Raw genomic sequence first — 15,195 nt, 5'->3', positions numbered from 1 at the left:
TAATTTTGAATTTACTTTTTTTTAAGATAATAAATTATCGCATTTTGTTCGCCAAATTCCACGGTAAAACGTAAGGGTAAAATTTTAACATAGGTTTCACTTTGGGCACGTAATAAGTCGGTATTAACAATATCCTTAACACTGATTCTAGCTCCTATAAAGCAATCACTTAACTCATCTTTATGAGAATTTAAAAAATTAAATTTAGTTATTTTTGGCATATTATCATCAATCAATCCTAAAGAAGTTCGAGGTAAAACTTTTAAATCTTGAACACTATAAGAAATTTCACATACCCATTGTTCTTTAGTATTTTCACTTTGCGTCATTGCTAAGGATAAATTTTGATTTTGATGAAAGAGAATGAAATTTTTACTAGAAAGCTCTGCCCAAAAAATAAATTCATCTTGGGCAAAAAGCTTAAAGCTAAAAAAGATTAATAAGCAAACAATTCTTTCCACTTGTCTGCATCGATTTTAAGTTCTAAGTTTACTCTATAAAGCCCTTGATTAAAATTCTCATCAATAATACTTGCATTTTTAATCAAACCATTTACTTGCGCAGTAATAGTTGAACTTCTAAGCATTGCATCTTTTACAGTGTCTTTACCATTTACTTTCACACCATAAAGCTTACTTGCAAGCTGTCTGTAAGCATCTGTAATCGCTGCTCTTTTTGCTAAAGCTAGGGCTTGAGCAGTAGAAACTGTATTCATTGGAGCAATTCCTTCACCAACTGCTGTAAAACTAAGTTCCGTTTCGCTAGCATCTGGAGCCAACATTTTTTCTTCTCTGATAATATCACGCACATCATCTTTATCGACTTTTTGCACGATAACATCTTGAGATGGAGCAGTGCTATTTGCACTTGAATTTTTAGTTGCACTGTTTGCACTTGGTACACAACCAGCGAAAATTCCTGCTATTACTAGCATAAAATAAATTTTTTTCATTTTTACACCTTCAAAATATTGTAATTAGTAAAATAAAAAGCAATAAGCGTTCCAACTTTAAACTTATTACAAATCTAAACCAAAGTTTTCATCGCTTAACTCATCCTCATCATTTTCCTCTTTAGGACACTTAGCGATGCTAACCACCTCGTCATTTTCCACATTAACTACAATGACACCACTCGTATTACGCCCTGCTTTTCTAATGCTTTGCATATCAACACGTATCATCTTACCTGAACTTGTAAGAGCCATTAAATCCATAGTTTCATCCACTATAACTACGCTAATAAGATCTTTGGTTTTTTCTGTAAGTTTCATACAAATTACACCTTTGCCACCTCTGCTTTGCAATCTATATTCTCCAGCATTTGTGCGTTTTCCTATACCTTTTGCACTTATGCTTAAAATTTCTTGCTCATCATTTTCTATAACAACTGCACCTACTAATTCGTCATTTTTCTCTTTAAATTTAATAGCCGTCACCCCACGACTTACACGACCGATTTCACGCACTTTAGCAAGTGGGAATTTGATACACATACCTTTTTTGGTTACTGCAAAGAGCATTTTACCTTGCGTGCTTACACTTTCTTCATTTTCAAGATTTTCATCATCTAAATTTTCAATTTCTTGATTTTCTAAATTTTCTTCACCACCACTGGCAAAAATTTCATCTTCATCTCTTTGAACAATAATAGCAGTTACCAACTCATCATTTTCATCCAAGTTGATCGCTCTAACTCCTACACTTCTGATATTTTGATATTCACTCAAATTTGTACGCTTTACAATACCATTTTTAGTAAAGAAACATAAAGATTTACTCTCATCAAAATCCGTGGTTGGAATAATAGCCATGATTTTTTCTTCAGCTTGTAAATTAATAAGATTTACCACTGCTTTTCCTTTAGCCGTTCTTGAGCCTTCAGGAATTTTATAAACTTTAAGCCAATAAAGCTGTCCACGATCTGTTACAAACATAAGCGTATCATGTGTATTTGCCGTAAAGAAACTTTCTATAAAATCATCATCATAAGTCGTAACGGCTAATTTTCCTTTTCCGCCTCGTTTTTGCTTTTCATATTGTTTACTAGGCACACGCTTAATATAACCACGATGGGTAATAGTTACAACCATATTTTCATTAGGAATCAAATCCTCAATATCAATATCATCATAATCATCTTCAATTTGAGTAATACGTGGCACATCAAATTTACTTCTAATTTCTTTTAATTCATCGCGAATTAAATTTTCAAGCAAGGTTTCACTTTTTAAAATTTCTTCAAGTCTTGCAATTTCTTTCATTAATTCTGCAAGTTCATTTTCGATTTTTTCTCTTTCAAGTCCTGTTAAACGACCCAGTTTCATATCTAAAATAGCATTGGCTTGAAGCTCACTAAGACCAAATTTAGCTACCAAAGAATCTCTTGCGGTATTATTATCAGAACTGTTTTTAATTAAAGCAATCACTTCATCTATATTATCAAGTGCAATTTTAAGACCTTCTAAAATATGAGCTCTTGCTCTTGCTTTTTGAAGTTCAAAAATCGTTCTTCTAATAATAACTGTTTTTCTATGGGTTAAGAAAAGATTTAAAAGTTCTAACAAAGAGAAAATTTTAGGTTCTTTATTGTGAATTGCCAACATAATCACACCAAAAGTACTTTCCATAGTGGTAGATTTAAATAGATTATTTAAAACAATTTCACTCTTAGCTTCACGTTTAAGCTCTATAACAACGCGGATTCCTTCTTTATTACTCTCATCTCTTACTTCAGATATTCCTTCAATTTGCTTTTCTTTAACAAGCTCTGCAATCTGCTCTATAAGCCTAGCTTTATTGGTTTGATAAGGAAGCTCATCTATAACAATAACATCTTTATTTGTCTTTTTTTCAATATGAGTTTTAGCTCGCACTTTCACGCGACCACGCCCTGTGCGATAAGCTTCTATAATACCTTTTTTACCATAAATTATTCCACCTGTTGGAAAATCTGGGCCTTTAATAAACTGCATAATCTCTTCTAAGCTTGCATCTTTATTATCAAGCAAATATAAAAGCCCATCTATCAACTCATTTAAACTATGAGGCGGGATGTTTGTTGCCATCCCTACAGCTATACCACTTGAACCATTTAATAATAAATTTGGAACCCTAGAAGGTAAAACATCAGGTTCACTTTCTGAACCATCATAATTTGGAACAAAATCGACTGTATCTTTATCTATATCTTTTAAAAGTTCATGAGAAAGTTTACTCATTTTTGCTTCAGTATAACGCATCGCAGCAGCGCTATCGCCATCTATAGATCCAAAGTTGCCTTGTCCTGTAATACTTGGATATCTCATAGAAAAATCTTGAGCCATTCTAACCAAAGCATCATAAACTGCTGTATCTCCATGTGGGTGATAACGACCTATAACAGCACCCACTATACGGGCTGATTTGACAAAATCTGTCCTACTTTTTGCCTCATCATTTTGCATAGCATATAAAATTCTTCTATGAACAGGCTTTAAACCATCTCTTGCGTCAGGCAAAGCACGACCTATAATAACACTCATAGAATAGTCTAAATAACTACTTTTTATAGAATTTTCTATATCTACAAGTTCAATATCAGAATCTTTGCTAAAAATATTCTCCATAAAAATCCTTCTATTAGTTCAAAGTTTTGATTATAGCATATTAAACTTTTGCATCAGCTAAAACAAGAGCAAAAAGTACAGAAATTTTATTTTCTTCTAAAACTTTTTTAGCTTCCAAAAGGCTAGAACCAGTCGTTACAATATCATCTACTAAAATTACAGGTTCGTGAATGGTTTTTAAGAGTTTGTAATTTCTTTTATGTTTTTGACGAAATTCTAAACTTTTTCCAGAATATTTAATATGATTTTGTGCTTTTAAAACATTAAAAACAGGTTTTACAAATTTTGTTTTAAGATATCTAGCTAAAATAGCAGAATGCGAATAAAGCATATCTTCAACCTTATCATCTAAGGCTATAACATTGATTGTCATTCTAGGATCAAAAAAATCTTTAAATTTTGCAAAACTTAATTTAGCAAGCATTTTATAAACAAAATAACCATAAAAATAATGTTTAGAGTGAAGCAAGTGTTGTATTTCATGGTATTTATAAAAAGAATAGACTTTGAAATTATTATCAAGCTTTCTTACATTTAAGGAAAATTCAGAAAGCTCTAGCTCACATAAATCACAAAAGCAAAGCAGAGCAAAAGCTCCGCAATTTATACACCTCAAAGTTCAGAAATTAAACTAGCTGCTTTATTTGCCATTTGTTTTATTAACAAATGAGTATAAAAAGTTGTTTCTTTTAGATCATCGAAACCTTGTACATCTTGCTTGGTGCGGATTGTAAATTTCTTATTTTTGTTTATATCGCTAACTTGTAAAACTCCTACTAGTTTTGAATGTAATCCTGTAGTATCTTGAGTTGCTCCATAAGATATAAATTCTAAATCAATCTTACTCACATAAGGTGAATTTTGATCATTATTGTCAAGCACAACTATTCCTCTAGCTTCAAGTTCTTGTTTTAAATAAGTATAAAATACCGCATTAAAATTCACATCAACAAATAACTTTTTCCCTTTAGCATTTAAAACTTTTTGTCCTTCTTTTAAATCATAAAATCTATGCAAATAAACCTTTTTTAAAGCAATACCGGTATCTAAAGTGCGTTTATTGGCACAACATTGAATTCCAACATCGCTAATGTATAAAAGCCCTTTAATCTTTGCTTCAAAGCCATCAGGACTTTCACAAGAACTACATTGAGAATTTTTAGAAATTTGATTAACTTGAGCAAAAGTATCTTGTTTAGTTGCACAAGCGCTCAAAAATAAAATAGGCACTATAAAAATCAAAAATTTTTTAAACATTTTTTCTCCTTAGAAAATTATTTTAAAATTGTATTAAAAATACAAGCAAATTTCAAGCCAAGTTTTAAATTTATCATCAATCTATCTTTAAAACACTCAAAAAAGCTTCTTGAGGTAAATTTACCTTACCTATAGCTTTCATTCTTTTTTTACCTTCTTTTTGCTTTTCTAAAAGCTTTCTTTTTCTAGTAATATCCCCACCATAGCATTTTGCTGTCACATTTTTACCCATGGATTTAACGGTTTCCCTTGCGATGATTTTATTTCCAATACTTGCTTGAATGGCTACTTCAAAAAGCTGTCTAGGAACTATTTCTTTCATAGCGCTAACAAGTTCTCTTCCTTTACTTTGTGCTTTTTCATTAGGCACGATAATGCTTAGCGCATCAACATTTTCACCTGCTACCTTAATATCAAGTTTTACCAAATCCCCTACTCTAAATTCTATAGGTTCATAATCAAAACTCGCATAGCCTTTTGTTAAGGACTTTAATTTATCATAAAAATCCATCACAATCTCATTTAAAGGCACATCATATTCTAATAAAACACGCTCAGGTGTAATATAGTCCATTTTAACCTGCACTCCTCTTTTGCGATTTAAAAGAGTGATTAAATTCCCTAAAAATTCACTTGGAGTAATGATAGTGGCTTTAACATAAGGCTCTTTTATATGATCGATTTTATTAACAGGAGGAAGTTCGCTAGGATTTTGAATTTTAACAAGCTCTCCATCGGTTTGATAAATTTCATAAGTCACAGTTGGAGCTGTAGCAATTAAATCAAGATTAAATTCTCTCTCAAGCCTTTCTTTAATCACTTCCATGTGTAAAAGTCCTAAAAACCCTACCCTAAAACCAAAGCCTAAAGCCAAAGAAGTTTCAGGCTCATAGGTAATAGAACTATCGTTAAGCTTTAGCTTATCCAAAGCATCTCTTAAATCTTCAAATTTATCCGTTTCTATAGGATAAAGTCCTGCGAACACAAAAGCTTTAGCCTTTTCAAAACCGCCTATGGCTTCTTTAGCTTTGTTTTTTACTAAAGTAATAGTATCGCCTACTTGTACATCGCCTACAGTTTTAAGCCCTAAAACCACCACGCCTACTTCACCTGATTGTAAAGATTGAGTTTTAATTGGACTTAAAGGGTGGGGATAAAAAAGATCTTGAACTATATGTTTTTTATCTGTACTCATGACTAAAACTTCATCGTTTTTAGCTATACTTCCCTCATAAATCCTAACCAAAGCCAAAGCACCCAAATAATTATCAAACCAAGAATCATAAATTAAAGCCTTAGTAGGAGCTTCATCATCTGTTTTTGGCGCAGGGATTTTAGTGATAATTGTTTCTATAAGCTCTTTTATACCCACTCCTGTTTTTGCACTCACGCAAATGGCGTCTTTACAATCTATGCCTATAATATGCTCGATTTCATGCTTGACTTTTTCAACATCAGCATTAGGTAAATCGATTTTATTAATTACAGGAATGATTTCAAGATTATTTTCAAGTGCTATATAAACATTAGCTATAGTCTGTGCTTCAACACCTTGAGAAGCATCTACTACAAGTAAAGCCCCTTCACAACTTGCCAAAGAACGACTCACTTCATAAGAAAAATCCACATGGCCAGGAGTATCAATAAGATTTAAAACAAAATTTTCATTATTAAATTTATAATTTAAACGCACTGATTGTGCTTTTATGGTGATACCACGCTCTTTTTCTATATCCATAGTATCCATAACTTGTGAACTCATCTGCCTATCGCTAATAGCACCACACTCGCTAATAATCCTATCTGCAAGAGTAGATTTTCCATGATCTATATGAGCTATAATAGAAAAATTTCTAATATTTTTTACCGACAAAATTTCATCCTAAATATAAAATTTTAAAGCTAGGATTTTAACAAAATTTATGTTTAAAACAAATAAATTTTATTTTATATAAAAAACTTCAATTGAAATTTATATAAAGCATACTAAAATATCAAATGTTTGAAAAATATTTAAAATCAGCTATATTTTTAGCTCTTTATCCCTTAGCAATGTTAGCTTCTAATTTGCACGAATTTATAGCACTAAGTCAAAATAATGAATCCTATCTCATTAAACAAATGCAAAGCGAACAAGCAAATTTGGACAAAGAACAAGCTTTTAGAAATTACCTACCCTCTCTTAGTCTAAACTCAGCTTATGTAGCCAATAATAAAGATCGCTTCATCATCGATCCACAAGAAAGTTTATTTGCTAAAGTCTCTCTTAATTTTTTGCTTTTTGATGGGGGTGCTAGAGAGGCCAATTTAAGGGCTTTAGAAAGCAAAGAAAAATTAAGCCTTTTAGACAAAGAACAAAGCAAAAATTACCTTGCCTTAAATGCAATCACACTTTATTTTAACACCCTAAGTCTTGAAAAAATTTTACTAGCCAATCAACAAAAAGTAGCTTTTTTAAAATCAACTTTTGAAAGATTGCAAAAATTTTACGATGCAGGACTTAGCCCTAAAAATGAACTTGAAAGCATTAAAGCCAAATATCATTTAAGCTTATTAGAGCTCAGTCAAAATGAATTAAAACTTGCCAATATACAAAAAGAGATTAAAATTTTAAGCGATACAGATTTTAAAGTGCAAGGGAATGCTTTTTTAGAAAATCCGCAACAAGAAAAAAGTCAAAACTATGAAGTAATGATAGCTAAAGAACAAATCAATCTTGCTAAAGAAAGTGTAAATTTAGCAAAAGCTGAATATTTTCCAAAATTTTATATTCAAGATAATTTTAACTTTTATAAAAACAATTATAATCCAAAAGTTCCGGCTCCTTTTGCAAATTTAGCGGATCAATTCTTAGAAAAATATTCTCAAGGTAATCAGTTTATTTTAGGTATGGAATGGAAAATTTTTGATTTCAATGCAAGGGCTAAAGAAGTTGAAAAAGAGCGTTTAAACGTTCAAATAGCCAATGCAAACGCAAGGTTTAGTGAGAGAAAAAATAAAGAAGAATTAAATTATTTAGACAAAAGTTTAAAAGTTTTACAAGAACAAATTTTAGCTCTTAATCTTAGCTTAAATGCTGCAAATTTAGCTTTTGAAAGTGTAGATAAAAAATACCAAGCAGGACTTGTTTCTTATGTGGAATATCTTCAAGCTTTAGAGGCTAAATTTAAAGCACAAAGCGATTTAGAGCTTGCTAAAAATGAATTTGAAATTACTAAAGCAAATTATTATTTTAATGCAGGTATAGATCTTAATTCAAAGGTTAAAGAATGAAAAAAATTCTATTTTTACTTCTTGCTTTTAATTGCACCTTTGGCGAAGAAATTTACGCAAGTTTCAATGTAGAAGCATCAAAACAAAGCAAACTTGCCCTTGAAAGCATAGGTTTAGTTCAAAAAATTCCTGTAGAAATTGGACAAAAAGTCAGCAAAGGAGAACTTTTACTTGCTCTTGATCAAGAAAGTGAAAAAATAGCTCTTCAAAATGCTCAAAATTCTTATCAACTTGCCCTTGTAGAATACGAAAATACCAAAAGCAGAATGCAAAAAATCAAAGCTGTAGAAAATGTTATAGACAAACAAAGCTATGAAGATATGAAAGCTAAATTTGATGCAGCTAATTTAAATTTAATCAAAGCAAAAATCAATATAGCTTATTATAAAAATATCATGGCAAAAAAAGAATTGCGTGCACCTTATGATGCTATTATCGCAAACAAATTTATACAAGTGGGCGAAGGAGTAGGAGGAGTAGCCCAACCTTTAATAGAAATTTTTTCCTATCCACAAAGCAAACTGATTTTAAGTTTTGATGAAAAATACAAAGATAAAGTTAAATTAGGCGATGATTTCTTTTATAAAATCGATCAAAATGGTACAGAATTTAAAGGAAAAATCAGCCTTATCTATCCAAGTATAGAAGTAAAAACAAGAAAAATTTATGCTGAAGTGCAAACTACAAATTTAACACCGGGGCTTTTTGGCGAAGGTAGAATCATCACTAAAGATTAAAAATGTTTAAACTAGCTATAAACCGACCTATTACCGTGCTAATGTTTTTCTTAGCTCTTATGATTTTTGGGCTAATCTCTGCTTTTAGCATGAATGTAAATTTATTTCCTAATGTTTCCATACCTCTTATAAAAATCACAAGCAAGGTTAATGGGGACTTAAATTTCGTAGAATCAAAAATCACCAAAGAGATAGAAAATGCTTTAAGTGAAATTGATGGAGTAAAAACCATAACCTCAGCTGCGTATGATAATTTTAGTGTGAGTGTAGTGGAGTTTAAACTGGGTAAAAATCTTGAAGTAGCTGCTAATGATGTGCGTGATAAAATAGGAACTTTAAGCCTACCTTCTAAGCCTGAAATTGAAAAAATCAGTTCAGATTCTGGTTCTGCTATTTCGCTTTTTTTATATTCTAAAGATAAATTACAACTCATGCGTGAAATCAATGATAAAATAAAGCCTTTTTTGCAAAGAGTTGAAGGAGTAGGTAAAATCGAAGCTAAAGGTTTTTTAGAACCCCAAATTCGCATAGAATTAAAACCAAATGAACTTAGAAAATACAATCTTAACGCCCTTGATGTAGCAAATATCATCAAAAGTCAAAATTTTAAACAAGCCCTAGGCGAACTTAATAACAATCAAGATAACTATATCATCAAAGGCTATTTTGAAGCCACAAATTTAGAAGAACTTAGTAATCTTCGCATAAAAACAGGGGTATTTTTAAGCGATATTGCTAATATTTCAAGCCTTTATGAAGATGAAAAACAAAGTGCTTTATACGAAGGTAAAGAAGGAGTGCTTTTAGAACTCGGAAAAATCACAAATTATAACACCCTTGAAATGATTAAAAATGTCAAAAATGCCTTGCCTATTTTAGAAAAACAAATTCCAAAAGATATAAGCATTAATATGCTTTATGATAAAAGCTTAAATATCCACAAGCATCTCTCTCAAGTGATTTTTGATATGGTTTTGGGAATTTTTCTAACCCTTGTAATTGTATTTTTATTTTTAAGAAATTTAAGTGCAACTCTCATTGCTTGCATAGCTATACCTACTTCTATCATTTCAACTTTTTTTATTATCGATCTTTTAGGTTATGATTTAAACCGCTTAACTTTTATAGCTTTAACCTTAAGCATAGGAATTTTTATCGATGATGCTATAGTAGTGATTGAAAATATCGCTAAAAAACTAAAAACTTATCCGCCTTTACAAGCTGCTTTTTTAGGTATCAATGAAATAGGTTTTAGCGTTTTAAGCATCAGTATAGTTTTACTTTGTGTTTTTATCCCTATTTCTTATATGAACTCTATACCAGGGCTTTTTTTCAATGCCTTAGGCATAAGCGTTGCAAGTGGGATAGTGATAAGCTTTTTGGTTTCTGTATTTCTAATACCTAGTATTGGAGCAAGATTTTTAAATCCAAAAGAAAGTAAGTTTTATGAAAAAACAGAAGCTTTTTTTGAAAAAATAGAGCAAAAGTATGAAAATTTACTCTATAAAATTTTACAAAATAAAGCAAAATTTATCCTAGCCACTCTTGTTTTTGTAGGGCTTTCTTTTGCTTTAGCTACCCGTATAGGGCTTGATTTTTTACCTATGGAAGATGATAGCGAAATTCAAGTTTTACTTGAAAGCAAAAAAGATTTAAGTTTAGAAGCCATGAAAGAAAAAAGTTTAAATTTGCTTGAAAAAATCAAAAATGATAGCAATGTCAAATACGCTTTTTTACTTGTAGGCTATGATGATGCCAAAGATGCTACAAAGGCTAAAATTTATGTTAAACTTAAAAATTTAGACGAAAGAAATTTAAGACAAAGTACTATAGTAAGTTTATATCGTCAAAAATTTCAAGATGAAAGTTTAAAAATCAAAATTTTAGAACTTCCAAAGATAGAGGGTGCAGGCATTGATGATCCCGTGCAGTTTTTAATCTTAGGAGATGATTTAAACACACTAAAAGAAGCAGCTTCTCGAGCAAAAGAAATTTTAGGCACTAATGCACGCATTGTAGATATAAGCGATAATGCCAATGCTACAAAAGATGAAGTAGCCTTACACATCAACAAAGAAAAAGCTAAACTTTTAGATGTCAATCCTGAATATATCGCTGGGGTTTTAGGGTATTCTTTCTCGCAACTTAGCGTAGGAAGTATGGATAGAGACAATTCAAAAGATGATATTATCCTAAGTTTTGCTCCAGAATTTAAAAAAGACATAGAAGCTTTAAAACGCATTAGTATTAAAAACAACCAAGGTGTAAATTTAGAACTTTCAAGCGTGGTGGATTTTATATACAGTAAGGATTTAAAAACTATCAATCGTTATAATAAAAACCGCTCTGTGAAAATCACAGCTGGAGTAAATGATCTTTCCTTAGGAGCGGTGCAAAAACTTTTACTAGATAATATGGATAAAATTTTAAATAATAATGCAAGTCTTAGCTATGCTTTTTCAGGCTTTATCAATCTTTTAGGTGAAACCGTGCAAGGTTTTGCTATGGCAGTAGTACTTGCTTTTGTTTTAATTTATCTTGTTTTAGCCGCACTTTATGAAAGTTTTATTCTGCCTTTAATCATCATGATAACCATGCCTTTAGCCTTTGGCGGAGCTTCTATAGGGCTTTTTATCACAGGGCATAATTTTTCGCTTTTTGTACTTATTGCCATCATCTTACTTTTTGGTATGGTGGGGAAAAATGCTATTTTACTCGTAGATGTGGCCAATAAAAAATGCCATGAAGGTTTAGATCCTGATAAAGCTCTTTTAATCGCTGGAAAATCACGCTTAAGGGCTATATTGATGACAACTTTTGCTATGATTTTTGCTATGCTCCCGCTTGCTCTTTCAAGGGGTGCGGGCTATGAAGCCAATTCTCCTATGGCAATAGCCATTATCTTTGGGCTTATAAGTTCGACTTTGCTTACCTTACTCGTAGTACCTGCACTTTTTAAATTTTGTTTTAAACTAGATAGCAAATTAAGAAAAATTTATGAGAGGGAAAAATTAAATTAACCAAAATGATTAATTTAATTTTTTTAAGTATTATTCTTATAAAGTGCTTTTAAGTTATCATAGGCAATTTGTATTTTTTCAAACTGCTCTCTTGCGTAAGCTTTTTCTATTGCACTTTTTCCTTGATGAAAATCAGGATGATAAAGTTTTACCAAAATCAAATATTTTTGTCTGATTTCACTAAGATCATTTTGCGGAGTGCATTCTAAAGTATTAAAATAATTACTAAAAAGCTTAGCTAAAGCATTAAATTTCCATTTCATATTTTCTTTATTGTGAATATTTTGGCGAAATTTTTTATACTCTTCGCGGTCAACTTCAAAATTCACGCAATATTTTAAGTGCTCGCTCTCATCCGCAAAAGCTTCAAAAAGTTCAAGGGTATTCTCGTTTTTATATTCTAAAATTAGAATATTTGTCATTTCATTGTATTCTATATTATGATCTTGAAAATAATTTCTTATATAAGTAACAAATAATTTTTCATTAGAGCTTAACTTCATCAAAATTCTACCCGCAGCAAAATCAATCTTGATAAACAACATAGGCTTAAGCATATTATTTTGCTCAAAATTTAATCTAAAAGTTTTAAAATGAGCATCTTGTAAATTCTCTATACCTTCATTTGTACTTTTGCGATATTTTTGATCTAAAACTTTTAAGAAATAACGACGCTGTGGAATTTCATTTTCTTCAAAAAAAGAAAAAATTTTATTTTTTCGTCCTATGACCTTTGTGAAATTTTTGGTAATCAAGTCTTTAAAATACTGAAATACGCTAATATCATCTGTATTAACATTGATAGTTTCTAAAGTTTGCACGATTTGCATCTATTTCTCCCATAAAACCTCATTTTCAAAAAGCTCTTTAGTGCCTTTTAAAATTTCATTGGGTGTATAATCGGCTTTATAAGATAAAGATTGACACTTTTTTACAAAATACCCAAGATAAATATAATCTAAGTTCATTTTTTTAGCTATTTGTATTTCATTGAGCAAAGAAAATTTACCCAAAGAAAAATACGAAAAATCAGGATCATAAAAACAATAAATGCTTGAAATTCCATCCTCTAAAATATCAATCAAATCAACACAAACGAGCTTATCTTCTATATAAAATGCAAGCTCATATCCAAAATTCATAAAACCATCGACATAAAGATTATAATACTGCTTAAAGCTTAAATCATAACGCTTCCAGTTCTTTTTTTCTTCCATAAAACGATGGTATTTATCATATAAAAACAAATGTTCATTGCTTAAATTGGGTGTTCTAAGCATAACTTTGGTGTTAATATTTTTATTTATAACCCTTCTTTCACTTTTTGAAAAATTATATTCATTAACTAAAATTCTAAGACTTAAACATTCATCACAATCTTTACAAATAGGGCGTGAAAAATACCTACCAAAACGACGCCAACCTCGTTTTATTAGCCCATTATTGATTTCTTTAGGGCAATTTTCAATGTATTTATACTCTATTCTTGAGCGTTTATCTTTTAAGTAAGGACACTGATCTTCAAGAGTACAAAAACCAATCTCAAGCATTAAATTTTCTTAATATCTGCATTTTTGATAAATTCGGAAAATTCATCCTGTAGTTTTTCTTGCTTTAAGAAAATTTCTTGCATTTCCTTATCTATGTTTGTTTCTTGATTTTTTTCGCGAATATCTTTAGCTAGTTTTTCTAAATTTTTTACACTTGCACCACTCTTGCTTGATTTCTTCGCTAATTTTGGAGTATTGGCGTTAGCTTGTATTTCTTTTTTAATACTTTTAAGACTGTCTAAAAAATCCATCTATTATTCTCTACTTTCTCGTATTTTTTTAAGCGTAGCAGCTATTGCAGCTATAACTTCTTCTTTGTTTTCTTGATGACGATCTTCTGTTTTTTCTAATAATTCTTGCATATGTGTTTCTATGAAAGAGGTGTCTAAATACCCTCTTCTAAATTCTCTTGTTTTTGTAATGGCAATTAAAAATGGTATCGTTGTTCTAATATCATCAATCACAAATTCCTTCAAAGCACGCTCAAGTTTATTAACCGCTAAATCATAACTTGTTGCTTTAATAATAAGCTTTGCAAGCATGGAATCATAATAAGGCGGCACAGTATAGTCTTTATAAATATGACTATCAACCCTAACAGATGGTCCAAGAGCTGGGTAGTATTCTCCTATTTTTCCAGGACTTGGAATAAAATTTTTCCATACATTTTCAGCAGTAATTCTAGCTTCAATAGCAAAACCCCTAGGTTTAATATCGCTTTGTTCTAAGTCCAAAATTTCTCCTGCTGCAATACGAATTTGTCTTACAATAAGGTCAATACCTGTAATTTCTTCAGTAATTGGATGTTCAACTTGAATTCTTGTATTCATTTCCATAAAATAAAAGCGATTATAATCATCAAGCAAAAACTCTATAGTTCCAGCATTTGTATAACCTACAGCCTTAGCAGCTGCCACAGCTGTAACACCCATGGTTTTTCTAAGATTATCTGAAATTCCAGGGCAAGGCGCTATCTCAATTACCTTTTGATGTCTTCTTTGGATAGAACAATCCCTTTCACAAAGATGGATAATATTTCCATAGTTATCTCCTAAAATTTGAAATTCTATATGCCTAGGATTAACTACATATTTTTCCATAAATACTTCATCATTATTAAAGTATGTTAAAGCTTCTCTTTTGCAAGATTCAAAAGCATTTTCAAGATCTTGTTCTTTATGAACAACGCGAATTCCACGTCCACCTCCACCACCTGAAGCTTTTAAAATAACAGGATAACCAATCTTCTCAGCAAAAATTTTAATTTCTTCCATGCTATAGGAATTTAATTTTTCAGTCCCTGGAACAATAGGTATGCCATTTTTAGCCATTAACTTACGAGCGATATTTTTATTTCCCATCTTATGGATTACTTCAGATTTTGGACCTATAAAAATAATTCCAGCATCTTCACAAGCCTTAGCAAATTCGTAATTCTCACTTAAAAATCCATAACCAGGATGGATCGCATCAGCACCACAAGCCTTAGCAATCTCGACAATGCGAGCAACATCTAAATATCCTCTTATAGCATCCGTTCCTATGCGATAAGCCTCATCTGCGATTTTTACATGCAAACATTCACGATCAGGCTCTGTAAAAACTGCAACACTTTTAATATGCAAATCTCTACAAGCGCGGATTACTCTAACAGCTATTTCAGCTCTATTTGCTATGAGAATTTTATGGATTTGATTCATAATTTGCCTTTTTTGTTATATTTTTATTGTTAATTTTAGCAAATTTTCCTT

At 30.9% G+C, this 15,195-nt stretch carries 13 protein-coding genes; 3 read left to right on the top strand and 10 right to left on the bottom strand.

All coding sequences use genetic code 11. The features are described from left to right. Positions 1 to 11: 11 nt before the first annotated feature. From flgQ to lepA, 6 genes are all read right to left on the bottom strand, one after another. Positions 12 to 461: a flagellar assembly protein FlgQ gene (flgQ, locus tag ELQ11_RS01890; RefSeq protein WP_134225123.1), complete on the bottom strand. Its 450-nt coding sequence runs from the start codon at positions 459 to 461 to the stop codon at positions 12 to 14. Next, the gene (flgP, locus tag ELQ11_RS01885) at positions 437 to 952 is read right to left on the bottom strand and encodes a flagellar assembly lipoprotein FlgP (RefSeq protein WP_002870585.1); all 516 of its coding nucleotides are present in this window, start codon (positions 950 to 952) and stop codon (positions 437 to 439) included. The genes flgQ and flgP overlap by 25 nt, the downstream gene beginning before the upstream one ends. A 66-nt stretch (positions 953 to 1,018) precedes the next feature. Next, positions 1,019 to 3,607, bottom strand: a complete 2,589-nt coding sequence (gene gyrA / locus ELQ11_RS01880; RefSeq protein WP_134225122.1) for a DNA topoisomerase (ATP-hydrolyzing) subunit A — start codon at positions 3,605 to 3,607, stop codon at positions 1,019 to 1,021. A gap of 40 nt (positions 3,608 to 3,647) precedes the next feature. Beyond that, the gene (locus ELQ11_RS01875; RefSeq protein ID WP_002870583.1) at positions 3,648 to 4,223 is read right to left on the bottom strand and encodes a ComF family protein; all 576 of its coding nucleotides are present in this window, start codon (positions 4,221 to 4,223) and stop codon (positions 3,648 to 3,650) included. After that, the gene (mapA, locus tag ELQ11_RS01870) at positions 4,220 to 4,864 is read right to left on the bottom strand and encodes an outer membrane lipoprotein MapA (RefSeq protein WP_002870582.1); all 645 of its coding nucleotides are present in this window, start codon (positions 4,862 to 4,864) and stop codon (positions 4,220 to 4,222) included. The genes ELQ11_RS01875 and mapA overlap by 4 nt, the downstream gene beginning before the upstream one ends. A 76-nt stretch (positions 4,865 to 4,940) precedes the next feature. Continuing rightward, a complete protein-coding gene (gene lepA / locus ELQ11_RS01865) occupies positions 4,941 to 6,737 on the bottom strand; it encodes a translation elongation factor 4 (protein WP_002870581.1) in 1,797 nt (598 codons plus the stop codon). Positions 6,738 to 6,862: 125 nt separating this feature from the next. Between lepA and cmeD the strand changes: the two genes are divergently transcribed. From cmeD to cmeF, 3 genes are read left to right on the top strand one after another with little or no spacing between them, the layout of a single operon-like run. Continuing rightward, positions 6,863 to 8,137: a multidrug efflux RND transporter outer membrane subunit CmeD gene (gene cmeD / locus ELQ11_RS01860; RefSeq protein ID WP_134225121.1), complete on the top strand. Its 1,275-nt coding sequence runs from the start codon at positions 6,863 to 6,865 to the stop codon at positions 8,135 to 8,137. Continuing rightward, positions 8,134 to 8,874, top strand: coding sequence for a multidrug efflux RND transporter periplasmic adaptor subunit CmeE (gene cmeE, locus ELQ11_RS01855; RefSeq protein ID WP_134225120.1), 741 nt, complete (start codon positions 8,134 to 8,136; stop codon positions 8,872 to 8,874). Before cmeD ends, cmeE begins: the two co-directional genes overlap by 4 nt. A gap of 2 nt (positions 8,875 to 8,876) precedes the next feature. Next, positions 8,877 to 11,894, top strand: coding sequence for a multidrug efflux RND transporter permease subunit CmeF (gene cmeF, locus ELQ11_RS01850; protein WP_134225119.1), 3,018 nt, complete (start codon positions 8,877 to 8,879; stop codon positions 11,892 to 11,894). Positions 11,895 to 11,917: 23 nt separating this feature from the next. Here cmeF and ELQ11_RS01845 read toward each other — a convergent pair whose 3' ends face one another. From ELQ11_RS01845 to ELQ11_RS01830, 4 genes are read right to left on the bottom strand one after another with little or no spacing between them, the layout of a single operon-like run. Further along, a complete protein-coding gene (locus tag ELQ11_RS01845; RefSeq protein ID WP_002861764.1) occupies positions 11,918 to 12,724 on the bottom strand; it encodes an adenylosuccinate lyase in 807 nt (268 codons plus the stop codon). Further along, positions 12,725 to 13,444, bottom strand: a complete 720-nt coding sequence (locus ELQ11_RS01840; protein WP_002870578.1) for an arginyltransferase — start codon at positions 13,442 to 13,444, stop codon at positions 12,725 to 12,727. Then, on the bottom strand, positions 13,444 to 13,695 hold the full coding sequence (locus tag ELQ11_RS01835) for a hypothetical protein (RefSeq protein ID WP_126263963.1): 252 nt from the start codon (positions 13,693 to 13,695) through the stop codon (positions 13,444 to 13,446). Before ELQ11_RS01835 ends, ELQ11_RS01840 begins: the two co-directional genes overlap by 1 nt. A gap of 3 nt (positions 13,696 to 13,698) precedes the next feature. Continuing rightward, positions 13,699 to 15,144 carry an acetyl-CoA carboxylase subunit A gene (locus ELQ11_RS01830; RefSeq protein ID WP_002856595.1) on the bottom strand — a complete coding sequence of 482 codons (1,446 nt, stop codon included), beginning with the start codon at positions 15,142 to 15,144 and terminating at the stop codon, positions 13,699 to 13,701. Positions 15,145 to 15,195: the final 51 nt, after the last annotated feature.

Origin of the sequence: Campylobacter sp. US50a, assembly GCF_004379015.1 — a bacterium.
Classification (GTDB): domain Bacteria; phylum Campylobacterota; class Campylobacteria; order Campylobacterales; family Campylobacteraceae; genus Campylobacter_D; species Campylobacter_D jejuni.
This window is presented reverse-complemented; position numbering and strand designations above follow the sequence as displayed.